Raw genomic sequence first — 24,880 nt, 5'->3', positions numbered from 1 at the left:
GGATTTTGGAATTTTCGGATTTACAAATGCAGCAAAGATCTATGCGAAAATCTCCGATGCATTTAAAAATTCCAAAATCAAAAAATTCCAAAATTCCAAAATCTTAAAACAAATCTCAAATAACCAAATAATAAAATAAATCCATAACTTAAGGTAGTTCACACATCCTCATGGTTATGTCCAGACCCACCCCCATATCGCATTACCTCAGCATATTGAAATTATGGAGGGCTGCAGAGGCTTTTAACCTGCCTGATATGCCGGAGCCGCGCCGGAGTGACAGGAAGGTGGTCGCTGATTTGTTGCCCGGAGATCCGTTCCCATGGGAACTGGAAAATTTTGCGGTGGCGGAAGAAGGAAAAAAATGGAAGCATACTTTATATTTTGGCGGTATATCCAAACAGGAGGTGCTGGATAGCATCCGTATACTGGTGAAGGAAGCGGATGCCGTTGCGCCGGAGCCGTTGTATGGCAATACCTGGCTATCTGCGCTGGTGCTGGATGCGAATGGATCGCCGTATGATAAATCGTATGTGCGCGCGGCTTTTCCTTATGCGATGAAATCGTTGAAACAGCAGCGTCCTTTCGATGAGATCAATGAAGAACTGCGGAAGGCGTATACTGATTTTGATATCCGCTTTCAGATGACACCCGAAGGAGGCTGGAAGCAGGAAGAGGAAGAACATGCGGCAGAAGAAGGAGAAGCATTGCAGGACATTGCGCCGGTGAGCAGTCAGGCACTACAGCAGGAGGTGAATGATCTGAAACAGCTGACTGAAAATATTTTCAGCATTGGCAGCTGTATCCGTTGTGTTTCCGAACAGGTCGGCATATCTGCAACACCAGAAGCCCCTTTTCTGAACAGCTTCTATGCTAATGACCTGCATAAGCTGATATCGTGGGTGGGGGAAGGCAACACAATTCCTGCCGGCGTGGCAGACTACCTGAAAGCGCATCCGGCTATTGACAAACGGCTCGATCTGCAGGAGCATGTAACGATGATACAATGCATCAATCCTACGTTTCAGTCGCCCGCCCGCTGGCCGTCATCTCCGGCATTCGGACTGTACAGCGCACAGCAGGCAGCAGTGCATCTTACCCTGGATGACCTGCGTAACAGCGGGGGGCTGAGAGGCGTGAATGGTCCGCCGGGAACAGGCAAAACCACACTGTTGCGGGAGGTGCTGGCGGATATTATTTTCCGTCGCGCCAAAAGGTTGCTCGATGGCGATATTAAAAGTCTCTTTCAACGCAGGAGAATACCGGTAGGTAAATCTGCTTACTATGATATTGATCTTCGTATATGCGGTAACGATAGTATACTCATCGCCAGTAATAATAACAATGCAGTAGAGAATATTTCCAAAGAGCTGCCACTGCTGAGGAATATTGATACAGACCATTTTCCTGAAGCCGCCTACTTTCCTGAAGTTGCCGCCGCCGTAGCGGAGGACCGGGAAACATGGGGCATGCTCAGCGCCGTGCTGGGCAATGCATCCAACTGCAGCGCCTTCACACATAAGTACTGGTACAGTTCCGGCCTGAACCGCACACTGGATAATATCAGTATCAGCGGTGACAGCAATGCCGTCATGCAGAAGTATGAAGATACTGCTGCTGCATTGAAATCTTTGCTTACAGCGTATGAAGACTTTAAGAAGACAGCCGCTGCCTATCATAAAGGTGTGATGCAGCAGCTACATCCGGAATTGTTTAAAGAAAAGATAGCGCCTGCACGGATGGAAGAACTGCGGAAACAACTGACGCACACCTGGGGCATATCACCGGAAAATTTACCGGATAAAGGTTTCAGCATGCTGCCCATGACGGATATTCACCGTCTTACTCCCTATGCCTCTCCGGTTATCAATCAGCTCAGAAGCAATATATTTTTAAAAAGCCTGGAGCTGCATGCCTGTGCAGTGCAGGTACATGCCAAATATTTCAGGGCCAACCTCGATATGTTTTTCAGTATGTTGTCCGGTAAAGCGGGGCCATTGCTCAGCGATGCAGGAACCAACATGCTGTGGCAGACTTTTTTCTTCTGTGTACCGGTAGTATCCACTACGCTGGCATCCGTGGAAAGGCTGTTCCGGCGAACAGGCGCCGGCGGCCTGGGCTGGCTGCTGCTCGACGAGGCAGGGCAGGCTACGCCGCAATCGGCTATCGGGGCCATATGGAGGGCCCGGCGAAGCATCATCATCGGAGATACCTTACAGATTCCGCCGGTAGTCACCATGCCGGAAGGGCTGGGCAAACTGCTGCAGGATCATTTCAGCGTCAGCAATAATGACTGGTCGCCGGTGAACTATTCCGCGCAAAATCTGGCCGACCGCATTACGCGTGTAGGCACTGCCGTCAGAAGCAACGGCAGCAGCATATGGACCGGCCTGCCACTGCGGGCGCACAGGCGTTGCGACGAACCTATGTTCACCATTGCCAATGAGATAGCCTATGATAACCAGATGGTGAAAGTAACCCGCGACAAATACGTTCCCGTTATACTGGGGCCGGCATGCTGGATAGATGTGAAGACACAGCGGGCAGACGGGCACATCATCCCGGAGGAAACCGACGTGCTGCGACGGCTTGCCGATGCGTTGAAGCTGGCCGGCGATAAACGTTCCGCCTTTATTATATCTCCGTTTAAATCGGTGGCCGACCATTGCCAGGCAGTGCATAAAAAGCTGCTGTGCGGTACCATACATACCTTCCAGGGAAAGGAAGCAGATATTGTATTTATCATCCTGGGCAGCGATCCTGCGCGCCCCCGTGCCCGTGAGTGGGTAGCACAGTCGCCTAACATGCTGAACGTAGCGCTGACGCGCGCCAGAAAATATGTGTATATCATCGGCAATAAAGACCTGTGGAGCCGGCATAGATATTTTGATGTGCTGGCAGCCAGGCTACCGTTGAAAACCGCTGCGGAAATGCTGAAGAAACTGCCGGGAGCAGAATAGCCGGAAACGCTGCCTATACTTTTTCCAGGAGGCTGTCTGCCGACCGCATCCTGCAGCTATACAGCATTGTATGAACATGCTGATCGTTTTTTTTCTTACATTTGTTACTAAGAAAGCAACTTCATTCGGGGTCCGTTAACCGCCATATCATTATACACTTTCAACAAATAAATGTTCACTCATCTGATAATTTCTTTGCTATGAGAACGGAACGTCTGAAAGGTATTTTTGACCGGCTCCTCGCCTCTGCCGGTATCACTATCAATGGTAATAATCCATGGGATATTCAGGTACATAACGATAAATTTTACAGCGCCGTACTGGAATCCGGCTCGCTCGGCATGGGAGAAGCATATATGCAGCAATGGTGGGACTGCGATGAGCTGGATGAATTTTTTACCCGCGTGCTCCGGGAAAAACTGGATGCCAGAATAACGCTGACGCCTAAATTTAAACTGGAAATATTACTGTCCCGCCTTTTCAATTACCAGCGGCCTGCTGCTGCCTGGCGTAACGGACAAAAACATTACGATATCGGCAATGATCTCTTTGAAGAGATGCTGGATAAGCATATGACCTATACCTGCGCCTTCTGGGATGATGCGCTGACGCTTGATGCCGCGCAGGAGAATAAACTGGACCTGACCTGCCGCAAGCTCAACCTGAAGCCCGGTATGCATGTGCTGGACATTGGCTGTGGCTGGGGGAGCTTCGCCCGGTTCGCCGCAGAGCGCTACGGCGTGAAGGTAACCGGTATCACCATTTCCCCGGAACAGGCCGAGCTGGCCCGCAAACGCTGCAAGGGGCTGCCGGTTGATATACAACTGATGGATTACCGTACCCTGCACGAAAAGTATGATGCCATCGTTTCTATCGGTATGTTTGAACATGTAGGCTACAAAAACTACCGTACCTATATGAAAGTGGTGCATGCCTGTCTGAAAGACGACGGTATCTTCCTGCTGCATACCATCGGTTCCAACAACTCATCCACTTTCACCGACCAGTGGATGAACAAGTACATCTTTCCCGGATCCATGCTGCCTTCCATCCGGCAGATAGGGCAGGCCGTGGAAGGACTCTTTGTGATGGAACACTGGGAGAATTTCAGTGTACATTACGATAAGACACTGCTGGCCTGGTATGATAACTTCTCCCATAACTGGGACAAACTCAGTGCAAAATATGATGAAACCTTTTTCCGGATGTGGAAGTATTACCTGCTGTCCTGCGCCGCTACCTTCCGTGCCCGCAGCAGCCAGCTGTGGCAGATGGTGCTTTCCCGTAACGGCATAGCCGGCGGGTACGCTTTCACCAGAAGACCGGCAGCCATACAGCTGCACTGATAAGCCTGTCCGGAATCGGACAAATACCGTTTTAAAAACGGACAACGTATGTAGTCAGTGAAAGCATAATTTACTGGCAGACAAACGTTTAAGAAACCGGTACTCTTTTGGAGAAACCCGGAATATAACTTTCTGCATCTTTATGATCCGTAACTATTTAAAAGTAGCCTGGCGTAATATTACCAACAATAAAATACTTGGTTTTATCAATATCTTCGGACTGGCCTCCGGTATGGCTTTCGCATTGCTGATCTGCCTGTGGATACAATATGAACGCAGCTTTGACACTTTCCATGCCAACCGCCACCGCATTGCCCGCGTTGTTCGCCATACGCTCTTCAATGGTGAAAAAAGCAGCATGCATATTTCTCCCTTACCCTTGTATGAAGAACTGAAACATAACTATGCAGATATAGAAAGGAATACGCGTATTTCATGGACAGTAAATTCTACCATCATCGCCGGTAATAGCAGGTATAACAAATCAGGCTATCATGTAGATCCTGCCTTTCTGCAGATATTTTCCTTCCCGCTGATCAAAGGCGACATCCGGACGGCATTGAATAATCCTGATAATATCATCATATCTGCCTCCCTTGCTGAGGCCCTGTTCGGAAAAGCCGATCCGATCGGTAAAACCGTGCAACTCTATGAAGGGTTTACCTTCCAGGTCAGTGGCGTGTTGAAGGACATACCGGTTAACTCCTCACTGGAATTTGATTTCCTGGCTCCCTATGCCTGGCTGTTACAGCATAATAGTTTTGTGAAAGCGAGTCAGACGGAATGGGGGAATAACTTCCTGATGAATGTGGTGCAGCTGAAGGAAGGCGTGACGATGGAGGCCTTCTCACAGAAAATTTATAACCTGCCGGAAGAAAAAAACAAGGAGCTGCAGAACCAGCATATGACGTTACATCCCCTCGAAAAATGGCATCTGCAGCAGGATTTTAAAAACTGGCAGAATACAGGAGGGAAGATCACCTACGTCAGATTGTTTGCCATCATCGGATTGTTTGTGTTGCTGGTGGCGTGTATCAACTTTATGAACCTGGCTACAGCCCGCTCCGAGAAAAGAGCCAGGGAAGTAGGTATCCGCAAGGCGGCAGGTTCCCGCCGTATTCAGCTGGTAGTACAGTTTCTCAGCGAATCCATGCTAACTGCTTTCCTGGCTTTCTTTATGGCATTAGGCATCATCTTTTTGAGTCTGCCGCTGATCCGGGATATCGGTTTTGAAAACATACATTTCCGTCTCAGTAATGTTTTCCTGCTGGCGGCTATGTTTGCGGTTTGTATCATCACCGGGCTGATCGCCGGCAGCTATCCGGCGTTGTATCTTTCTTCCTTCATACCGGTGCGGGTACTGAAAGGAAAATTTGCCTCCGGCAGAGGAGCCGGTAACTTCCGCCGGGTGCTGGTAGTGTCCCAGTTTGTGATCTCTATTGCGCTGATAGTAAGCACCATTTTCGTATATCAGCAGATACGCTACGGTCAGCAACGTTCTGTAGGATATAATCCTGATAACCTGCTCACCGTGCGGGCAGCGCCGAACCTGCTGAAGAATTATGACGCGCTGAAACAGGAATTGCTGGGCACGGGCTATGTAGAAGCAGTATCAAAAGCGTCGCAGCCTATGACGGAAGTCTATAATTCCTGGAGTGATTTTTCCTGGGAAGGCAAAGATCCCAAGGCAGACCTGGCGCTTGACGCCATCATGGCGGATTACGATTTTGAAAAAACGGTAGGGCTTAAATTCCTGCAGGGACGCCCGTTTTCAGCGGAGTTTCCGACCGATTCAGGCGCAGTTATCCTGAATCAGGCAGCGCTACGGCTGATAGGATATAAAGACCCTATCGGCAGGAAGATGAAGGGATATGGCGGTAAGGAACTGACGATTATCGGTATTGTGGAAGATATAGTACTGAAAGATCCTTATAAACCGGTATATCCGCTGGCGATTTTGTTTGCCGGTAGTTTCAACAACATCTTCCTGCGACTGAAAAAGGACGCTGATATTACCAAAGCGCTGGCGGCCGTGCAGCCGGTTTTTTCCCGGAACAACCTGTCTGCTCCGTTTGAATATGCATTTACGGATCAGGAGTTTGATAAGAAATTTGCACTCGAAAAACAGGTGGGCAAGCTGGCCGGCATCTTTGCAGGACTGGCCATTTTTATCTCCTGCCTGGGACTTTTCGGGCTGGCAACGTATATGGCTGAACGAAGAACGCGGGAAATAGGAATCCGTAAAGTACTGGGAGCACCGGTAGTGCATCTCTGGCTGCTGTTATCAAAGGAATTTATCTGGCTGGTGCTTACCGCCTGCCTGATTGCTTCTCCGCTTACCTTCTTCTTTATACGTCACTGGCTTGAAAACTATGATTACCGTATTACAGTCAGTATCTGGGTATTTGTAGCCACCGGATTGCTGGCTTTGCTGATTGCATTGCTGACAGTCAGCACCCAGGCTATTAAAAGTGCGCTTGCGAATCCGGTTAAGAGTCTTAAAGCCGATTAATCATCCGTACAGTGAGGAACCGGTGTCTGTATAAATAGCTATTGACATTCATTTTTTATTATTTTATTTTTATAACAGACACCCGATTTAACCAGAATCTAAATCCACCCTTCTGATGAAGCGATTCCTCACTGTACTCATGATGGTGTGCTGTATTCATTTCCAGTTGTCAGCGCAATCCCGTACCATCACCGGCAAAGTAACCGGTCAAAACGGAGAAGTCTTACCCGGCGTAAGCATTCAGATTAAAAACACCAACAAAGGCGGTTCCACGGATGCTTCCGGTAACTACCGGATAGAAGTATCCACTGCAGATGCCGTGCTGGTATTCCGCTTTGTAGGTTATCTCACTCAGGAAACAGGCACCGGCGGAAAAAACAGCGTTGATGTTGTTTTAGCACCGGATACGCGCAACCTGGATCAGGTCGTGGTAACGGCGCTGGGCATATCGCGCAAGGAGCGCGCCGTTGGCTATGCAATACAGGAAGTTAAAGGTGAAAACCTGACGGTAGCCAAAGATCAGAACGTACTGGGCTCACTCTCCGGAAAGATTGCCGGCGTACAGGTAGTAGGTTCTTCCGGCGCCAGTATGGGCGGTACGCAGAAGATCAAGCTGCGTGGTATCAACTCCCTCAATGGTCAGGATCAGCCGTTGATAGTAGTAGACGGTACGCCCATTTCCAACATGAACTTTGCAGACCGTAACGGCCCTGACCTGGGCAACCTGGCGCAGGATGTGAACGCAGAGGATATTGCCTCCGTCAATGTACTGAAAGGCCCTGCAGCCTCAGCCCTGTACGGTTTACGCGGACAATACGGCGTGATACTGATTACAACAAAGAGCGGCCGCAAAAGCAACAAAAAGGTGCATGTGGATGTGAGCAGCGCCTATTCCATGGAGAAAGCAGGCAACTTCATGCCGCTGCAAAACATCTACGGCGGCGGTAGCAGCCAGCAGTTCTCAAAAATTACCTGGAATGGCGTGGAACAGCTGGTAGCTTCCGGTACGGATGAAAGTTGGGGGCCAAAAATGGACGGTACGCCGGTAAGACAGATGTACAGCTTCTATCCTGCCGATCCTGATTATGGTAAGCTGACGCCTTTTGAAGCGCATCCCGACAATGTGAAGGATTATTTTGTAACCGGTCATACTTTTAATAACAACATCAGCATGTCCGGCGGTGGTGAAAACACATCTTTCCGCCTCTCTTTCAATCATACCGACATCCGCGGGATTGAACCCAACACCTGGCTGAAGAGAAATAACGTAGGTTTCACCGGTTCGTTAAATCTTACTTCCAGGCTAACTGTTTCCACCAATTTCAACTACGCCAATAACAAAGGCCAGCGCCCGGCACAAGGATATTACCAGGGCTCCCGTAACTTCTACCAGTGGTTCCAGCGTTCACTGGACATGAAGCGGCTGCGCCAGTACAAATATCCGGATGGCTCTTTTTATCACTGGAATCATGAAGATATTGATGACCCGCAGTTCCTGAAGAAACCAGGCAGCGACTGGAATAACCCGTATTTCGAAGTATATGAAAACCCCAGTCATGATGCGCGCGACCGTTTCTTCGGAAATGTAGGACTGGCATATGATGTACTGCCCGGCCTGAAAATCAGCGGTGCGGTGCGGGCAGACATCTTCACACAGTCCATCGATCAGCGTAAAGGTTATGGCGGCAGAGATATCAACGAATATTACGAAGGGAAATTTGAGAATAAAGAGATGAACTATGAGCTGCTGGCGCAATACAATAAAACCTTCGGCAAATTTAACCTGAATGCCACAGCTGGTGGTAACCTGCTGACACAGCGCTATTCCTATATTACAGGCAGAACGCAGGGCGGACTGTCCGTAGTGAATTTCTTTAATCTCTCCGCAACGGTAGACCGGCCGCTGCTTTCCAACTACCTGCGCCGCAAGGAAGTGCGCAGCGCCTTCAGTGCCGTGAGCCTGGGCTATGATAATATTTACTACCTGGATGCCACCATCCGTAATGATATTTCCTCCTCATTACCTTCGCAAAACAACTCTTACTGGTACCCGTCTGTATCCCTCAGTATGGTGTTCAGCGAACTGCTGAAATGGGATTTCCTGAATTACGGTAAAGTGCGGATAGGGCTGGCAAAAGCCGGTTCTGACCTGGCGCCCTATCAGACAGGAGATTACTTCAGCCTGGGAGTGCCTTACCAGGGACGTGATGCAGCCACCTATCTGCCTATCTCCCTGCCCTCTACGCTGAACAACCCGGATATCAGGCCCTCACTGGGAACATCCTTTGAAGCAGGGCTGGATGTGAAAATGCTGAATAGTCGTTTAGGCTTTGGCGTTACCTACTACAATCAGCAGAACAAGGACCAGGTGCTGACTGTAAATACCTCCGGCGCTATCGGATATACCAATACCGTTATCAATGCCGGTAATATCCAGAACAAAGGAGTGGAAGTAACGCTGAACGGAGTACCGCTGCAGACCAAACGTTTCGAATGGAACTCCACGTTCAACATCAGCAGGAATACAAGCCTGATTAAATCATTGTATCCCGGTATCAATACGCTGGTGCTGGATCAGAATACCTATTCACGTGTAAGCGTATTTTTGAATGCAGATGTGAATGCAGCCTTCGGTACGCTGGTGGGTAATGCTTATCAGCGTGATGCCGCCACAGGCAAGATACTGCTGGATGATGCCAACCTGCCGTTGTTTGAGCAGAACCATAATTTCGGCAGTGTGTTGCCAAAGTTCACCGGCGGGTGGCAGAACAGCTTCCGCTGGAAAAACTTTGATCTCTCTGCCATGATAGATTTTCAGTCAGGCGGACAATTTTTCAGCTGGACACGTATGCTGAGCGTGAAATCAGGTCAGGCAGTAGAAACCGCTGCCCTCAATGATAAGGGGAAGAATGTGCGCGATCCGCTGAGTGAAGGCGGCGGCGTGAAAGTAAATGGTATCAACGCCAAAACAGGGCAGGAGGTAACGGCTTACGTCGACGCCAAATCCTATTTCCGTACCGTGCTGGGTAACTCCGTATATGAAGAGTGGCTGTATGACGCGTCGTATGTCAAGATGCGGGAAATTCGTTTGGGCTATACGTTTAGTAAGCAACAGCTGGGCAGGTTGCCGTTTAACAGCATCAATGTGGCCTTCATCACCCGTAACCCGTTTATGATTTACCAGAAGGCGCCGAAAGGACTTGATCCTTCTGAATTATCTACCGGCAGCGCTTCCATCAGCTGGCTGGAAACGGGACAGCTGGCATCTACGCGCTCTTTTGGTTTTAACCTCAACATTTCCCTGTAAAAGTGATTATCATGAAAAAGTTACTATATCTCTTTCTGTTATCGGCCGGTATGATGATGTGTTTTGCAGGCTGCAGAAAATTTTCCGACAGTATCAACAGAAATCCGAATCTGCCTGATACCTTCTCCAATCCCAAACTGCTGACCTATGCTATCCAGAAGCTGGATATGGGGCTGGCAAATCCTTACGGGCTGCTGTATACGCAGCTGCTATCTGAAAAGGTGTATACAGATGCCTCGCGTTATATCAATATCTCATTTGATTTTGCAGATTATTATGCTGTGCTGATGAATCTGAACCTGATTATCAACACCCGGTATTTTAATACAGATGAAGGCGCTGCCGCGAATCAGCAGGCAGTAGCCAGAATTCTGCGGGCGTATTATTTCTGGTTTATTACCGATCGCTGGGGCGATGTGCCCTACAAGGAGGCATTACAGGGCAAGGCAAAAATTGATCCTGCCTATGATAAACAGAAAGATATTTACACCGATCTGTTTAAAGAGCTGAAAGAAGCGGCTGCGCAGCTGAAAGATGATAGCGACAGCGCTGCTGCAGGGGATATGCTCTACTATGGCGATGTGAAAAAGTGGAAGCGTTTTGCCGGTACGCTGCACGCCCTGATGGCGCTGCGTTTATCAAAGGCAGACGCTGCCTGGGGACAGCGGGAGTTCAATGCTGCCATAAGTATTGGCATCTTCAGCAGTAATGATGATAATGTCATCTTCCAGCACAAGTCAGAAACAGCGTATGAAAACTACTGGTACTATGTGTACACCGTTCAGGGGCGCAGGTGGTATTGTGTGAGTGAGCCGCTGGTTAAATTTATGAAGCCACTGGTGGATCCTCGCCTGAAAATATATGCCGCCAAAACTTCCGGCGGCGATTATGTAGGTATGCCCTACGGGCTGGTCGGCAATGAAGCACAGAACATCCCTGCCGGTAATGTATCCTTTCAGGGAACAGAGATCCGCAAGCGCGATGCTACCTCCTATATCATTACCTATGCACAGGCATTGCTGGCAAAGGCAGAAGCGGAAAAGCTGGGTTGGTTGCCCGGCGGCGACGGAACAGCCGCCGCAGATTACAACAAAGCCATAGAGGCCTCCATCCAGCAGTGGACTGGCAGCAATACCGGCGCTGCCACCTACATCGCTCAACCGGAAGTAGCCTACAATCCCGCCAAAGCATTGCGCCAGATCGGCTACCAGCGATGGGTACACCTCTATATGAACGGATATGAGTCCTGGGCAGAGTGGAGACGTACGGGCTTTCCGGAACTCACACCTGCCCCCAATAACGGTAATGTACCTATTCCGCGCCGTCAGGGCTATCCGTTGTCAGAACACAATATCAACACCCGCAACGTAGACGCAGCCGTGAGCGCACAACCCGGCTTTAACGGCAAAGATGATCTGACCGGGAGGGTGTGGTGGGACGTTAAGTAAGGGAGGAGAAGATAGTGTTTTTAATAATTACGAATTGCGAATTATGAATTACGAATGTGGCGCGAAGATTTGAGCGGAGGGTTATTTGAGATTTTTTTATTTGAGATTTTGTATCCACTCATGAGATTCTTTTGTATCTATAGGTACAAAGGGAACAAAGATTGGATACAAAATCTCAAATAAAAAAATCTCAAATAACCCTCCGCTCAAATCTTCGCGCTACATTCGTAATTCGTAATTCGCAATTCGTAATTTTAACAAAAATCCGCATTAATGAAAGAGCACCATATATATTTCGCCCGGTATACCACGCCTCTGCCGCCGGACCGCTATCAGGCGCTGTTACGGGTGTTGCCGGCGGTGATGCAGGAGAAGGCGGGGAGATATATGCGCTGGCAGGATGCGCATGCGTATGTACTGGGTCGCCATCTTTTGCTGTATGGGCTGCGTCAGGCAGGGGCATCGCCGGACCTGTCGTATATCCGTTACAGTGATAACGGCCGTCCTTCGCTGCCGGGTATGCCCGCTTTTAATATTTCCCATTCAGGAAACCTGGTGGTATGTGTGATAAGCCCTGAGCCGGAAGTGGGGATAGATATAGAGTTACATGCCGATATTAATTTTGCTGATTTTGACCGGTGCTTCGGGCCGGCAGAGTGGGTGCGGATACATGCCGCTGCAATGCCCGGAAGCCTGTTCTATGACTATTGGACCGCCAAGGAAGCGGTGCTGAAAGCTGATGGCTGCGGACTGATTGAAGACCTGCAACTGCTGGCGCTCGATGAAGAAAACCGTATGCTGCTCAACGGGCGTTCCTGGCTGTTGAGAAGTATTCCCGCCTTTGAAGGATATTCCTGCCACCTGGCTACAGCGGATAACAGTTATGGCTATACGCTGACAGACGCCGGAGCATTACTGTAATCAAGATCACTGCAATAGATTTCAATGATGTCATACTTACGGGTATGGCAAAGCGAAGCATATACCCATATGCTTCGCTTTGCGGATAATAGCTGTCCGGCTGGTAAATAAATTATTGATACAGATAACGCAATGCAGTGATGTCATTGGAGTTGAAGCTGGTGCAGGCAGAGCTTGCGCAAGCTAACATCCAGGAACCTGCATCAGGAGAAGACGGAGTGCCAGGAATCTGAACAGCACCTACACCGGCAGTTCCTTCGTTGGTAGGAGTACCACCGCAGCTATAAGCGCGGTTCATCCAGTCAGTATGACGGAAGCCAATGCAGTGACCGATTTCATGCTCCATCACTTTTTTGATTTTGCAAACAGTGTTGAAATAGGAGCTGCAGGAGTTCAGCACGATGGAAGGATAAGGGTTGCCGCCGGAAGGGAAGCCACCATAACCCAGCACGCCACCGCTTAAGCACTGTGCAGTAATGTTGATGCTGGCAGAACCGGTAACATACTGGAATCTGAGTCTCAGACCCAGTGCGTTATACGCTGCAACGGCCTGCTGTGCTGCCTGTGCAAACATAGGGCTGCTGAAGCCGCTCACACTTACAGTGATTGTTTTAGGTAAACCGGTAACAATAGCAGTAGTACGGTATTGTTCTTCTTTACCTACATTGATTCTGTTTTTGCTGCCTACCAGATCGTGCTCATGCAGCAGGATATCGTTTTCTACGAGATAGCCATCTCCGATTTTCTGTACGTTGTCGGAGCTGAAGCCACTTTGTCTGATTTTGCTCAGTACTTCTTCAGAGATAGAATTTTGTTGTGGTGCATCCTGAACAGCGTCTTTCTTACAGGAGATGATTACAGATAATGCTAATACGCCAATGAGGATTACGGGTTTTACAAGTTTCATAATTGTGATTTTGAGTTGAGGGTTATGAATACACACAATTGCTACAGACAATTAATTTGCTGCTGGGTTATTGTGCTGCCGGACATGCGGTGCTCAGTAAGGAAAATACTCGACGCTCTTCGGGTTCAGTTACAGGTTCAGATTACTCGACGGTTATTGTTGTTTCGGTTGATAGATCCTCCAGAAGATAGTATGGGTCTTCGTTTAATCGATAGCGTTAGTGATCGTGTGTGCGTCTATCTTCAGTGCTTCAAATTAGGAACATTTTTTTTAATAACCAAAAAACTTCTCCCTGTGAAATAATGCCAGTGCGGATTTATGGCAGTGATAAAGTATGGATGTCTGACGGAATGCAGCATCGCATGCCTGTAAAATTCATAGGTTGTCACGCTTTTTTTCGGAGCGTAATACCGGCTGTTATGTTGTAAGCGGTATCAGGCAGCACTGATGTCAGGTATTCATTAATTTTGCAGACATGCGGCGGAAGAAAGACATACCATCAGCAGGAATGCCGGCAGCGGACGTTATAATAGATACTGATCTGGTACAAGGCTTATTGACAGATCAGCATCCTGATTTAGCATTGCTGCCGCTGCACAGTCCTTATGAAGGCTGGGATAATGTAGTATTCCGCCTTGGTGAAACGCTGGCAGTGCGCCTGCCCCGGCGTGCAGCTGCCGCCGCACTCGTAGAAAAGGAACAGACCTGGCTGCCCCGCCTGCAGTCAGTACTTACGCTGCCGATACCGGCGCCGCTGAGAACCGGGCATGCTACCTGCTACTATCCCTGGAGCTGGAGTATTATTCCCTGGCTGCCAGGTGAGCCTGCAGATATTTATCCCCCCGATGCTGCTGCCGTGCATGGCTTTATTGCCTTTCTGCAGGCGCTGCACCAGCCCGCTCCGCCGGAAGCGCCGGTCAGCCCCGTACGTGGCGTACCTTTACAGCAACGTGCTGCCGTAGTAGAAGAGAGGTTGCTGCGGCTGAAGAACAAAACCGCCCTGATTACCGGCGATATATATTATGCATGGTCCGCGGCTGTGAACACCATGATAGATACCCCGCGGTGCTGGATTCACGGCGACCTGCACGCTGCCAATGTACTGACGGTGAAAGGCCGCATAGCAGGTGTCATCGACTGGGGAGATATGGCTGCCGGCGATATCGCTACAGATCTGGCTTCCATCTGGATACTATTTCCGCAGCAGGAGGCACGCCGCCTTGCCATGACTGCCTATACCGGCATTACATCCCGGACATGGCGGCGCGCCAGGGGATGGGCTATATTGTTTGCCGCCATGCTGCTGGACAGCGGACTGATTAACCACGCCCGCCACGCTGCAATGGGAGAGAACATTTTCCGGCATATTGCCGCTGACCTGCATGATGATTCTCTGCAGGGAAATCTGTAATTTTATAGCAGTAATGCTGATCCTTTATGCAGGCAGATATTTCCACTATTTATGATTCACAGGTATGTTCCGTACATAATTTCCTGTGCCGGTGTACGGAATGCGGTGTCTCTGAAAAAGAGTATCAGCAGAATTTATCCATAGCGTATATCCGTCGGGGTAACTTCAGGTTCCGGGTTTTCAGGAATGAGCTGGATGCCTGCAGCGGCCTCTTTCTGCTGTGTAAGCCCGGTTATGAACACCGGGTAGCGCATGTGCATGATATTCCTGATCAGTGTACCATATTTTCCTTTCCCGTTGAAAGCGCGCAACGCCTGGCAGCTACAGCTCCTGCCTACACCTGGTTCTTCGATAACCCGGATAAGGATGCGATACTGGTGAAAGCCACACCGGAGATGGAACTCCTGCATCATCATATTTTCAGCGTCATACAGAAACCACATTATCCGCGGTTATGGGCAGAGCAACTGATGACGGAACTTTTTCTGCAGGTATTATCAGCCGGCAGCAGGGAACGGAAACTGCCGGAATTAAGCGACCGGCAGAAACGGAACTACCTGCCGGTAATAGAAGAGATCAAATTATTTATACACGAAAATTATACAGATGATATCTCCCTGCCCCAACTGGCGTCTATTGGTAATTTAAGTCCCTTTCATTTTAACCGCCTGTTTAAGCAGGTGACTGCTGCCACACCCTATAATTATCTGTTACAGGTAAGACTGAAGGAGGCGCAGCTGCAATTGCAGCATACCCGCCAGCCTGTTACAGGTATTGCTTTTGCCGCCGGTTTTAACAGCCTGGAACATTTTTCAGCCGCCTATAAAAAACAGTTCGGGAAATCTCCATCTTCCATACGTCTGTGAAAAACAGCAATTTTCCTTAAATGAACGCTTATGCCACCGGTTAATTTTGTGCTATCAAACATTATACAATGAAAGCATCACTATTAAGTACCCTGAGTAACGCAAGACAGTATACGTTACAGGTAGCAGAAGCCATGCCTGAAAAGCATTTTCATGTCAGCCCGGAAACAGATATCCGGACATTTGCAGAACTCCTGCACCATATTGGATATGGTATCAGCTGGTCGGAGGAGAATTATATCCTGCAGCAGCAGGCCGACTGGAACCCGCCGGCAGCCCCCGTTGGCAAAGCCGCTGTCATAGCCTATCTTGGGCTGTCATTCGACATGCTGAAAGCCACCCTGGAAAGTGTGCAGCTGACAGAGGAAGTCATTGCCGGATTTTATGCCACCATTGACCATGTCACGCATCATCGCGGTCAGGCGACTATATATCTTCGTCGCCAGGGAATTGTGCCACCGGAATATGTTTACTGATTTATTCACTATATTATGTCTGTTTACTACATCAATTCTTACGACATCACCGATCCTGCAGCTTATGCCGTTTACGGTCCACAGGTTATTCAGCTGCTGCAGCAGTACGGAGCGGAAGTATTAGCCTCCGATCTCAACGCTATCGCTGTGGAAGGCACACGATGCCACATGCATGCCATCATCCGTTTTCCATCGGAAGAGGCAGCCCTGCAATGCTACAATGATCCTGCATACCAGCCGTTGAAAGAGCTGCGGCAGCGCGCAACAGAGAATTGCAGGATGATACTGGCGCATGGGAAGTAATTGTGATAAATGAATTACGAATTGCGAATTACGAATTACGAATGAAACACGAAGACCGAAGCAATCATACTGTAAAGTATCCGCTTCGGTCTTCGTGCTTCATTCGTAATTCGCAATTCGTAATTCGTAATTGTTTTCAAACAACAAGTTAAAATCTGTAAACAATCTGATAATTTATATCAAATAAGTGCGTGCTAAAATCATCATCTTTGTAATAACAGATATGAAACCTGCTGAAGTGACCTTAAAATAATGTTGATAATAACGGATCATATACTGTCCTGTAAAAGCCCTGTTTAATACATATTTAAATTTCAGACCCGGAAATCCAGAAAAGTTTTATTAATGAAGTAAGAAAGAATTATTTGCTTATGCCGACTTGTTTCGTGTAAAATTTCCTCACCAGTCAAGACGTAACGTAGTACCCGCAGGATGGGTAACGACATATGGTTCCATGCTATGCCATCAGTGCAGCTTTGCCTGATCCTGACACATCATGTTTTTCCTTTTACTCAAATAATAATCATTTTATGAAAAAGAAAGTATCCAAAAAACTGGCACTTAAAAAATTAACACTGGCCAAACTGCAATTAACCAATCCTGAAGCTATTAAAGGAGGAGGAGTGCTGACTTCTTCCATCTGGATATGCGACGGCTGCGGTGGTAATACAACCATCTCATGCGGAGGTGCAGGTTATCCATGTAACTAATTTTTTATTGCGAACAGTTTTTTGTTTCCAGGTATCGGTGTGGTGCCATGGGAAGTACAACCATGCATTCGTATAGCCGTTACCGTAGTTTAACCATTCACCAGTTTAATTGTTTAACATGAAGAAGAAATCAGTAAAAAAATTGAGCCTGAAGACAATTACTGTCGCCAGATTAAGCGCAGACGGAGCAAGGGCAGTATTAGGCGGAGCATTTACCTCTGGCCCGAGTGGTCCTTCGGGCCCTACCGGTGCTACCAACGTACCGCTGCCGGATCCTTGCGCCACACAGTATCAGGCCTGTACCATGTGCTGCACACTGGACTGCTCTGCCACACCGGGATGCCAGCCGTAAGATAGCGTTTCACCATGTGACCTTGTAATACTACCGGGAACAAACTCCCTCCGGATCTGTCACCGGGGGGAGTTTTTTTTATGTCTGAAATTCAGACTGCTTTGTCATGCATTGGTGAGAATAGTTATTCTCACAAAAATCTTAATACACACAAAGATTTTATTAGTGCGGTACTACCAAATTTGCGTTATAAAAATGCAAATATGAATCAATCCCGAACAATCAAAATGTTATCCCGTGGGTATCTGTTGCTATCAGCGGTGAGTTTTTGTATGGTAAGTCTGATGGGTTTTTTTAGTCCGCAGGCAGTGATGGATCTTGTACAGGTGAAGTTACCCAATACCGATGCGTTTAGTTCTGTCAGAGGCGTGTATGGCGGTGTAGGGCTGACGATAACCATTATGTTGATACGTTGGATGATAAAGGACATACCGCAGGGTGTTGTTTTTTTATGCTGGCTCTGGGGGCTCTACGCGCTGTCCAGGATTATTACCTGGGTAGCAGAAGGGCCGCTGGGCGCTTTTGGGACGCAATGGCTGATTATTGAAAGTGTATTTTTTATGATGGGGGCGTTACTATGGCTGCGTTTGCGGAGAAGTACGTTCTCTTTACAGCGGTAAAAGCAGGGTTTCCAGTGTGCGGGGCTGTTTCTGCAATAGAAACAGCCCCGCTTTTAATGTTTATTCAGGGCTGTATATATTCGGTGATAGAGAAAATAATTAATCAAAGTACTTTGTATTTCAAAGTAAATTCGTATTTTTGATCAGACGAATAATTGTTCACCCTGAATTATTATCAACATGAAAACGTTTAGTGTAGTTACCTCTGTATCAATGGTATTTACCCTTACGATAGCAGTACTCAGTATTTTGGGTATTGGCATTACAGGTTTATATCCGGCGATTTTTGTGTTACTGGCAGTGATACTGATTCCCACTGCTTCGAAATATTATGCTAAAAAGATTGTCGGCAGATCCGCGGGGTTTCAGCGAAATTATTATGCAATACTTACGGTTGTCAATTTGTTATTAATACTGGTGGTGCTATGGATGACGTTTGTAATTGTACATGACCGCGTGCTGCACGACTGCTGATGACTGGCAGGAGGGGAGAGAAAGAGGTGTAACAGCGATCGGCAGCGGGATCAGGCTGCTGCTGAAACAACCTGCTTCAGGAAAATTTTATTATCATCAGCAGGAATGGCCAGAGGATATTTTTTATCCGGATGGATTGCTTCAGATTTCTCCGGCAGGTTTTCCGGTTATCTCATGAAAGCGGCGGCATAGCTTCTCCCGAAGTCATGCCGCCGCTTAGACATATACACAGATTATTTAGCCGCATTCACAGGATTGGGCCTCGCTTCTCCACCACCTGGCAGCGTAACAAAGTAGGGCGTGCCGTAACCGTTGCCCGGCCGGAAGAAGTCCGTAGAGATGATCTGGGCGCCGCTTTTAAAGGCAGCATCCGCACGGGTGTGATCATTTACTTTCGCTTCATAGGTTTCGATATCGGACCGTGTTCTTACCAGAAAGCCCTGTTGCACGGCCTGCTGTATCTCCTGCCGGCGCATAATGGCATTGTCTAACAGGAAAAAAGCGGCATAGCTGTCTTGCGGGAGCGACTGCATAAACATCACTCTGCCTTCCAGGTTAGGTCTATTCTTTGCATAGTCAGATACCATGTTCATACCCGCTGTGGATGGCAGCAGCAGGAAAATAAATTTTCCTCTCGCCGCTTTTATGGCCGGCCAGTTTTGGGCCAGCACTGCATCACGCAGGGTGGCGTACTTACCGTGTACATCGTCGGGCGTGATCAGTTTGTCCCTGCCCAGCTCTGAAATTACCTCCTGATCCAGCGCATCGAAGGCTTTCTCATCGAAAGGCAGTACCTGTGCTGAGCCGGGGAACAAAGGAATGCCTTTGTCCTTGGCCTCGATCATCACATAAATAGGGAAATGGCCGGGATGCGCATCAGACCAGGCGCGCATGGCTGCCAGCGCTCCTTTGAAAGTGGTATAGTGGGTCCGGAAATCAACATCGGCCATGTGCAATACTTTAAAGCCCGGCTTATCCAGGTCTTTGCTATCAAAAGGCGCCAGGTTATCAATGCCTTTCTGGCGCAGCACCCGGTAAGCGGCCGGATCGTTAAAACGGTTGCCGGTAGGGTCGTTGTATACATCTATCTCTATGCTTCTCACGCCGGCATCCAGCTGCACATCAAATGGAGGATGGTTGTAATGCAGCCCCTCACTCATCTTTACAATATTGGGATGAAATTCCTGAAATGCCGCCAGTTGCTCCTTAGGCATACTTTTCATATATGTCTGCCCCATTTTTTCAAAGATGGGATCAATTAAAGCCAGTACCGCGGAGTCTACAGGACGCGCATAACTGTTGTGGGTACCCAGCACCTGCACCTGATTTATTTTTAGTGTTTCCATCGACTGTGCGCCGCAAACGGAGGTAGCACAAGCCATCAGCATTGTTCCCAATGCGCGGGTAATAGTTATCTGCATGATCAGTTGATTTTTTAGTAGTTAGAAGATTTTAACGCTTACGCCTATCTGTCCCCGGATAGAATACCATTCAGCCTGTTCCACCCGGTCGAAAGTGCCATGATAGTAGCGCACCGGTGCATTGGTGATATTATTCAGTTCCAGGAATGTGCGGATCCTTGGGGTAATAGCGCAGGAGGCAGAAAAGTCCACCGTGAAATTTTCTGCGTACCAGCGGTAATGATCCGGGCCGGCGGCCTGCCGGATAACATCCAGGTATTTACCCTTATAGTTACCGGCTATTCTGACCATGAACTTCCCGTATTCATACAGCAGTGACGCATTGAAGAGGTGTTTTGCCTGTTTGGGAATAACACTGTTGTCTTCCAGCTTTTCGTTACCTGCGAACCGGGGAATTTTTACCCGGGAATCGGTATAGGTATAGTTGACATCTACCCCAAATCCTTTCCAGAAGCCGGGCAGGCCGGTAAACCTTTTCACAAAACCAGCCTCGAAGCCCGCCAGCCATGCTTCTTGCAGGTTCTGTGGCTCGCTGACGGTGTATGGTATACCGTTGATGTTTTCTGTAGATTGGTTCGTATATACGAGGTCTGTGAGTTTTTTGTAGAAAGCCCCTGCATTGACCATACCGATACCGCCGAAATAATGCTCTGCCATCAGATCGAAGTTATTGGCGAACGTGGGTTTGAGGCCGGCGTTGCCACGGGTGATCAGTTTGTTGGCATCGTCCTGTGTGGTGCCGGGATTCAGGTTGTTAAAGTCTGCGCGGGCGAAGCTGCGGGTATAGGCCGCACGGATAATGTCCTTATCGGTCAGGTTGTATTTTATATGCAGCATCGGCAGAAAGGCATTGTAACTGTTGTCCTGTGTAATGGCTGTTACCTGCTTACCGCTGACCATACTGCCGTTGAAGGTCACTTTGTTGTACTCGTTGCGGATGCCTCCTGTCAGTATAAGCTTTTCAGAGACTTTATATTCTCCCATCACGTAAAGCGCATATACGTTTTCTGTACCGTTGAAGTATTTGGTAGCGCCTGACGCATTAGTAGCGGAATCCACCTGGAAAGGATACTGTTTGTACTGGCCGATACCTTCCGGTGTTACCAGCGATCTCAGCTTCTCCAGTGCCATATGATCGATGATCACATTGTTATAGGGAGCATGTATTTCAGAGAGGAAGCCGCCGTTATAGGGAAATGGCTCTGTGCCCAGGCTGGCCATAGAAGGTGCTGCTCCCTGCATACCAGCCAGGTAGATGTTATAGGGAGACTGCACCAGCTTGTCTTTATGAATGAACTTACCACCGGACTTCAGCTGGAGAACTTCTGATGGTGTGTATTTCAGGTTGAAGCTGAAGCGCTTATTTTCTTCCCGGTTGGTGGCACGCAGCATAATCACCTGTGACAGCTTCATGGCATCGGCAGTGATGGGCGAAGTGGCGGAAATATGCGGCAGTACGGCGTCTATTACATCTCCCTTTCCGTCAGGTGCGTCCATGGCGAGGTACTTTTTACCGTCGGCTGCCAGTCCTTCGTAAGTAACCGCCTGCTGGAAAGTGGCCATAGGATAATATCCCGGATCTTTGAACCTGAATCCGGACTTGTCCATACTGGCTGCCCAATCCAGTGTCAGTTTGCCGGAGATAACCGACTGCCCGCTCAGCTCCCCGGAATACAGGTCCGTGAAGTAATTGGATGCCCTGTCTGTGATGGTAGCATTTTTATTATTGAAATAGAAATACGTTTCCCGCACCTGCTGTCCATCAAGAAAGGAGCTGTAGATACCTTTGAATTGTATCCTGTGCCTGTCATTGAATTTGTATTCCAGCCCGGCATTCAGGCCGGTGGTTTTTCGGTGGGCGATATAATCGCGCAGCTGCAGGTCGGTGATGGAATAGGACTGCTTTTCATTGGGGTTGGCGAAATCATAGTTCATATTGTAACGGTCCTGAGCGGAAGTGCGGTCCCAGATAACGGCTGACACTACAAATCCCAGCTTGCCTTTCAGCAGACGGTCACCATATACAACGGAGGCATTATAGGAGCCTTTACGGGCCTGATCACCGTACCCGCCGGCGGCATTGATGCGGAGCATCTTCGATTGTGGCGCAGCCCTGGTGATGAAGTTGACAGAGCCTCCGATGGCATCCCCTTCCATATCCGGGGTGATGGCTTTGGACAGCTGTACGTATTCTATCAGTTCTGACGGGAAGATGTCCATCTGAATACGGCGGTCGGTGTAATCGAGGCTGGCTGTAGGCAAACGGTTTCCATTCAGCAGTGTGGCGCTCCACTGGATAGGAGTACCACGTACAGACACATAGCGCCCTTCGCCCTGGTCACGCTCAATAGACACGCCTTGTATACGCTGCACCGCTTCTGCTGCATTACGGTCCGGCAGTTTGCCGATAGCATCGGCCGCCAGCACCTCCATAATTCCCGGTGCATTCTTTTTGATACTGATAGCCCGTATCTGAGAACCGGCAGAAGCGCCTTTCACTACTACTTCTCCCAGCACATCGCTGGCAGGTTCCATCATGATGGCGCCCACCTGGTTTAATCCCGGTTTAACATCTACCTCAACTGTCTTAACAGCAAACCCTACATAGTTAATTTTAAGTGTTACTTTCCCCGTTTTCCGGAGCGTAATGTTAAACACACCGGAAAGATCAGTTTGCGTTCCCGCACCATCGATGATGATAGTGGCGGAAGGTAAGGGTCCTTCCTTGGATAAAATACTCCCCCTGATCTGTTGTGCCGTACCGAAAACAGGCAGGAGTAAAATCAGTAATAAAAGCCGGCTGCTCATGTGCGAAAATATTTTTCTGCAAAGTTGAAACAGCAGTCAGCGGAAGTCGTCCTTGTAGATAAATCCGTACGACTTTATAGATCGGGGGAAACAGATAGATTCTTTATTTGTTGATAATCAATTGTTTGTAAAACATTACGGAATTGTTAAGCTATTCAGGTCAATGCACTGTTTACAGTACTTTGTGCAGTTATCACCACCGTATTTTTACTTTTCATATAGGCGGAAGGGGTAGTGCCGGTCACTTTTTTGAAGTACTGATTGAACGAGGACTTGGAATGAAATCCGGCTTCAAAAGCCAGAGAGAGGATGTTGGGTGTTTCTCTGTCCTGCCGGTATCTATCCAGCAGTTTTACCACTTCCCGGATACGGCATTCGTTGATAAACTGGTAAAAGGATTGCCCGAGATATTGGTTCAGTGTTTCTGAAAGATGATGCCGTGATATCTCCATGACAGCAGCCAGCTTATCCAGCGTCAGCTCAGGATCCTTATACAGTGCTTTTTCATACATCCGCTGTTTTACCTGTGCTGCAATGGTGGCCTGCTGTGAAGCGGACAGGATGGATTTCCGGGGTAATGCCGAAGTATCCGTTACGGTTTCTTCGGTCACTGTTACAGCAGGAGAAGTATCTTCCAGCAACGGCAGTGTTGTTCCGGTATCCATCAGCAATAAAATCCTTGTCCTGCCGATAGCAAGACAGATACTCAACAGGGAGATGTAAGTAAATATTCTGCCCCACAGGTGAGAATCAATGATGAAACGGGAGGCCGCCGGCAGGTAATTGTTAACGGTGAGTATCAAACTAAAAAGCATGGTAGATATAAATACAATCGCCATAAACCGTACCAGTTGTATCTCCGAATGCCAGAAAGCCGGAATGCGCCTGGCTTCCCGCAGCGATAAAATTCCATATAACGGAAAAGACACCATTGCCATATATCCCACTGTCTGGTTATAATATATGATGGCGGGAGGTGTTTTCCCCTCATGGGCAATGATATAACCGGCAATTGTAAAGTATGCCACGGCCGCCGCCATCGCCGGCAGAAAGTGGAGATAGCTTCTCCGTTTGTCCTGCTGGTCCCTGCCGGAAAGATGGGTGGTGTACATCCACAGCACCGGTGCATACATCAGCGTAATAAATGTGTAATACTGTTTATGAATTTCTGCATGCGGAAACAACGTGTGCAGCGTAAATCCCGCACCCAGGTGAACAAACACCAATATTAAAAACCAGCTCAATATATTATCGGAAGACCTTTTCTTATGGTTAATGATGAATATACTGAATATCACCAATGCCTGGAAGGCTCCCAGTAGAATAATATACTTCATGACATCCCTGTTTATGATTTCGGGCGTGAAGCTACATAACCATTATTAAGAAATTATTACCAACCGGGAGCGATACAGTCTATTAGATATTATCTCTGCTAACTATTTGCTTTAACTTTTATTGATTTCATAGAGCATAAGGTTTAGTAATCTTTCACTGATTGCTGCCAATTCTTCTTCCTTGAAAGCATCGTAATATTGCCTGGTTAGCCATTGTGCAGAATTATAGAATAATACATAGGATGATTCTTTCAATTTTATTCGTAAGGTCCTGGTGATAGAAAATGCTCCTGATCCCGGGAAGTTGGATTTTCATGTTGAATGAATGACACGAAAATTAGATAGGGATTAAATGGCAAGCGTTAATTGCAGGTTAATGCCGTAAGATAATTTCATTTGTTTTTTGGAACTTCCTGGTTTGATGAACCGTTAAGGGAAACCTGTGCCAGTTATAAACTTCCCTAAAATAAAACTGGCCAAACAGTGTTTAAACCGTTTGGCCAGTGAAGTGCCCAGAACTGGATTCGAACCAGCACACCCTTGCAGGCGCTGCGACCTGAACACAGTGCGTCTACCAATTTCGCCATCTGGGCAACTCTGATTTTGTGTGTCAGGGGTGCAAAGATAAGCATACAATTCATTCTGCCAAATTTATTTTTAATACTAACAGAAAAATATGGCAAACAGTATCTTGTGCCGTA

17 protein-coding genes and 1 tRNA gene are annotated in these 24,880 nt (G+C 48.1%); 13 read left to right on the top strand and 5 right to left on the bottom strand.

All coding sequences use genetic code 11. The features are described from left to right. Nucleotides 1-176 precede the first annotated feature (176 nt). The 6 genes from GWG06_RS23880 (at nt 177) to GWG06_RS23855 (ending at nt 12,494) form a co-directional block, all read left to right on the top strand. A complete protein-coding gene (locus GWG06_RS23880) occupies nt 177-2,960 on the top strand; it encodes a DEAD/DEAH box helicase (protein ID WP_160716509.1) in 2,784 nt (927 codons plus the stop codon). Between the two features lie 200 nt (nt 2,961-3,160). Further along, a complete protein-coding gene (gene cfa / locus GWG06_RS23875) occupies nt 3,161-4,306 on the top strand; it encodes a cyclopropane fatty acyl phospholipid synthase (protein ID WP_160716507.1) in 1,146 nt (381 codons plus the stop codon). Between the two features lie 142 nt (nt 4,307-4,448). Then, nucleotides 4,449-6,818 (top strand): ABC transporter permease, encoded by a 2,370-nt coding sequence (locus tag GWG06_RS23870; RefSeq protein ID WP_160716505.1) that lies wholly within the window; start codon nt 4,449-4,451, stop codon nt 6,816-6,818. A gap of 115 nt (nt 6,819-6,933) precedes the next feature. Next, nucleotides 6,934-10,125, top strand: coding sequence for a SusC/RagA family TonB-linked outer membrane protein (locus GWG06_RS23865; protein ID WP_160716503.1), 3,192 nt, complete (start codon nt 6,934-6,936; stop codon nt 10,123-10,125). An 11-nt stretch (nt 10,126-10,136) separates the two neighbouring features. Continuing rightward, nucleotides 10,137-11,573, top strand: a complete 1,437-nt coding sequence (locus GWG06_RS23860; RefSeq protein ID WP_160716501.1) for a SusD/RagB family nutrient-binding outer membrane lipoprotein — start codon at nt 10,137-10,139, stop codon at nt 11,571-11,573. A 273-nt stretch (nt 11,574-11,846) separates the two neighbouring features. Continuing rightward, complete coding sequence (locus GWG06_RS23855; RefSeq protein WP_160716499.1) at nt 11,847-12,494, top strand: 4'-phosphopantetheinyl transferase family protein; 648 nt, start codon at nt 11,847-11,849, stop codon at nt 12,492-12,494. Between the two features lie 112 nt (nt 12,495-12,606). Here GWG06_RS23855 and GWG06_RS23850 read toward each other — a convergent pair whose 3' ends face one another. Further along, nucleotides 12,607-13,401: a M57 family metalloprotease gene (locus tag GWG06_RS23850; RefSeq protein WP_127042854.1), complete on the bottom strand. Its 795-nt coding sequence runs from the start codon at nt 13,399-13,401 to the stop codon at nt 12,607-12,609. Nucleotides 13,402-13,876: 475 nt separating this feature from the next. Here GWG06_RS23850 and GWG06_RS23845 point away from each other — a divergent pair, with 475 nt between their 5' ends. The 7 genes from GWG06_RS23845 to GWG06_RS23815 all read left to right on the top strand — a co-directional run bounded on the left by GWG06_RS23845 (nt 13,877) and on the right by GWG06_RS23815 (nt 18,139). Continuing rightward, nucleotides 13,877-14,812, top strand: coding sequence for a phosphotransferase (locus GWG06_RS23845; RefSeq protein ID WP_202183107.1), 936 nt, complete (start codon nt 13,877-13,879; stop codon nt 14,810-14,812). 26 nt (nt 14,813-14,838) lie between these two features. Further along, nucleotides 14,839-15,678 (top strand): AraC family transcriptional regulator, encoded by an 840-nt coding sequence (locus GWG06_RS23840; protein WP_160716497.1) that lies wholly within the window; start codon nt 14,839-14,841, stop codon nt 15,676-15,678. Nucleotides 15,679-15,746: 68 nt separating this feature from the next. Next, nucleotides 15,747-16,154: a DinB family protein gene (locus tag GWG06_RS23835; protein ID WP_160716495.1), complete on the top strand. Its 408-nt coding sequence runs from the start codon at nt 15,747-15,749 to the stop codon at nt 16,152-16,154. A 15-nt stretch (nt 16,155-16,169) separates the two neighbouring features. Then, nucleotides 16,170-16,457, top strand: a complete 288-nt coding sequence (locus GWG06_RS23830; RefSeq protein WP_127042860.1) for a DUF1330 domain-containing protein — start codon at nt 16,170-16,172, stop codon at nt 16,455-16,457. A gap of 530 nt (nt 16,458-16,987) precedes the next feature. Then, nucleotides 16,988-17,167, top strand: coding sequence for a class I lanthipeptide (locus GWG06_RS23825; protein ID WP_127044525.1), 180 nt, complete (start codon nt 16,988-16,990; stop codon nt 17,165-17,167). A 118-nt stretch (nt 17,168-17,285) separates the two neighbouring features. After that, nucleotides 17,286-17,519 carry a class I lanthipeptide gene (locus tag GWG06_RS23820; protein ID WP_127044524.1) on the top strand — a complete coding sequence of 78 codons (234 nt, stop codon included), beginning with the start codon at nt 17,286-17,288 and terminating at the stop codon, nt 17,517-17,519. 203 nt (nt 17,520-17,722) lie between these two features. Next, nucleotides 17,723-18,139 (top strand): DUF4345 domain-containing protein, encoded by a 417-nt coding sequence (locus GWG06_RS23815; RefSeq protein WP_127044523.1) that lies wholly within the window; start codon nt 17,723-17,725, stop codon nt 18,137-18,139. Nucleotides 18,140-18,846: 707 nt separating this feature from the next. On the opposite strand, the gene GWG06_RS23810 is transcribed toward GWG06_RS23815, so the two are convergent. The 4 genes from GWG06_RS23810 to GWG06_RS23795 form a co-directional block, all read right to left on the bottom strand. Continuing rightward, nucleotides 18,847-20,034, bottom strand: a complete 1,188-nt coding sequence (locus GWG06_RS23810) for a Ca2+-dependent phosphoinositide-specific phospholipase C (protein ID WP_160716493.1) — start codon at nt 20,032-20,034, stop codon at nt 18,847-18,849. 21 nt (nt 20,035-20,055) lie between these two features. Beyond that, nucleotides 20,056-22,842, bottom strand: coding sequence for a TonB-dependent receptor (locus GWG06_RS23805; protein ID WP_160716491.1), 2,787 nt, complete (start codon nt 22,840-22,842; stop codon nt 20,056-20,058). Nucleotides 22,843-22,997: 155 nt separating this feature from the next. Next, nucleotides 22,998-24,179 carry an AraC family transcriptional regulator gene (locus GWG06_RS23800; protein WP_160716489.1) on the bottom strand — a complete coding sequence of 394 codons (1,182 nt, stop codon included), beginning with the start codon at nt 24,177-24,179 and terminating at the stop codon, nt 22,998-23,000. 509 nt (nt 24,180-24,688) lie between these two features. Then, nucleotides 24,689-24,772 (bottom strand) — tRNA-Leu (locus tag GWG06_RS23795). Between the last annotated feature and the right edge of the window lie 108 nt (nt 24,773-24,880).

The sequence above is a fragment of the Chitinophaga solisilvae genome, assembly GCF_009928525.1.
Taxonomy (GTDB): Bacteria; Bacteroidota; Bacteroidia; order Chitinophagales; family Chitinophagaceae; genus Chitinophaga; species Chitinophaga solisilvae.
Note: the sequence above shows the minus strand (reverse complement) of the source record. Positions and strands in the feature narration are given on the sequence as shown.

What these genes read in the sequence shown, in the direction of transcription:
- GWG06_RS23880 (WP_160716509.1), top strand. Translation starts at nt 177, where the DNA reads ATGTCCAGACCCACCCCCATATCGCATTACCTCAGCATATTGAAATTA.
- cfa (WP_160716507.1), top strand. Translation starts at nt 3,161, where the DNA reads ATGAGAACGGAACGTCTGAAAGGTATTTTTGACCGGCTCCTCGCCTCT.
- GWG06_RS23870 (WP_160716505.1), top strand. Translation starts at nt 4,449, where the DNA reads ATGATCCGTAACTATTTAAAAGTAGCCTGGCGTAATATTACCAACAAT.
- GWG06_RS23865 (WP_160716503.1), top strand. Translation starts at nt 6,934, where the DNA reads ATGAAGCGATTCCTCACTGTACTCATGATGGTGTGCTGTATTCATTTC.
- GWG06_RS23860 (WP_160716501.1), top strand. Translation starts at nt 10,137, where the DNA reads ATGAAAAAGTTACTATATCTCTTTCTGTTATCGGCCGGTATGATGATG.
- GWG06_RS23855 (WP_160716499.1), top strand. Translation starts at nt 11,847, where the DNA reads ATGAAAGAGCACCATATATATTTCGCCCGGTATACCACGCCTCTGCCG.
- GWG06_RS23850 (WP_127042854.1), bottom strand. Translation starts at nt 13,401, where the DNA reads ATGAAACTTGTAAAACCCGTAATCCTCATTGGCGTATTAGCATTATCT.
- GWG06_RS23845 (WP_202183107.1), top strand. Translation starts at nt 13,877, where the DNA reads ATGCGGCGGAAGAAAGACATACCATCAGCAGGAATGCCGGCAGCGGAC.
- GWG06_RS23840 (WP_160716497.1), top strand. Translation starts at nt 14,839, where the DNA reads ATGCAGGCAGATATTTCCACTATTTATGATTCACAGGTATGTTCCGTA.
- GWG06_RS23835 (WP_160716495.1), top strand. Translation starts at nt 15,747, where the DNA reads ATGAAAGCATCACTATTAAGTACCCTGAGTAACGCAAGACAGTATACG.
- GWG06_RS23830 (WP_127042860.1), top strand. Translation starts at nt 16,170, where the DNA reads ATGTCTGTTTACTACATCAATTCTTACGACATCACCGATCCTGCAGCT.
- GWG06_RS23825 (WP_127044525.1), top strand. Translation starts at nt 16,988, where the DNA reads ATGAAAAAGAAAGTATCCAAAAAACTGGCACTTAAAAAATTAACACTG.
- GWG06_RS23820 (WP_127044524.1), top strand. Translation starts at nt 17,286, where the DNA reads ATGAAGAAGAAATCAGTAAAAAAATTGAGCCTGAAGACAATTACTGTC.
- GWG06_RS23815 (WP_127044523.1), top strand. Translation starts at nt 17,723, where the DNA reads ATGAATCAATCCCGAACAATCAAAATGTTATCCCGTGGGTATCTGTTG.
- GWG06_RS23810 (WP_160716493.1), bottom strand. Translation starts at nt 20,034, where the DNA reads ATGCAGATAACTATTACCCGCGCATTGGGAACAATGCTGATGGCTTGT.
- GWG06_RS23805 (WP_160716491.1), bottom strand. Translation starts at nt 22,842, where the DNA reads ATGAGCAGCCGGCTTTTATTACTGATTTTACTCCTGCCTGTTTTCGGT.
- GWG06_RS23800 (WP_160716489.1), bottom strand. Translation starts at nt 24,179, where the DNA reads ATGAAGTATATTATTCTACTGGGAGCCTTCCAGGCATTGGTGATATTC.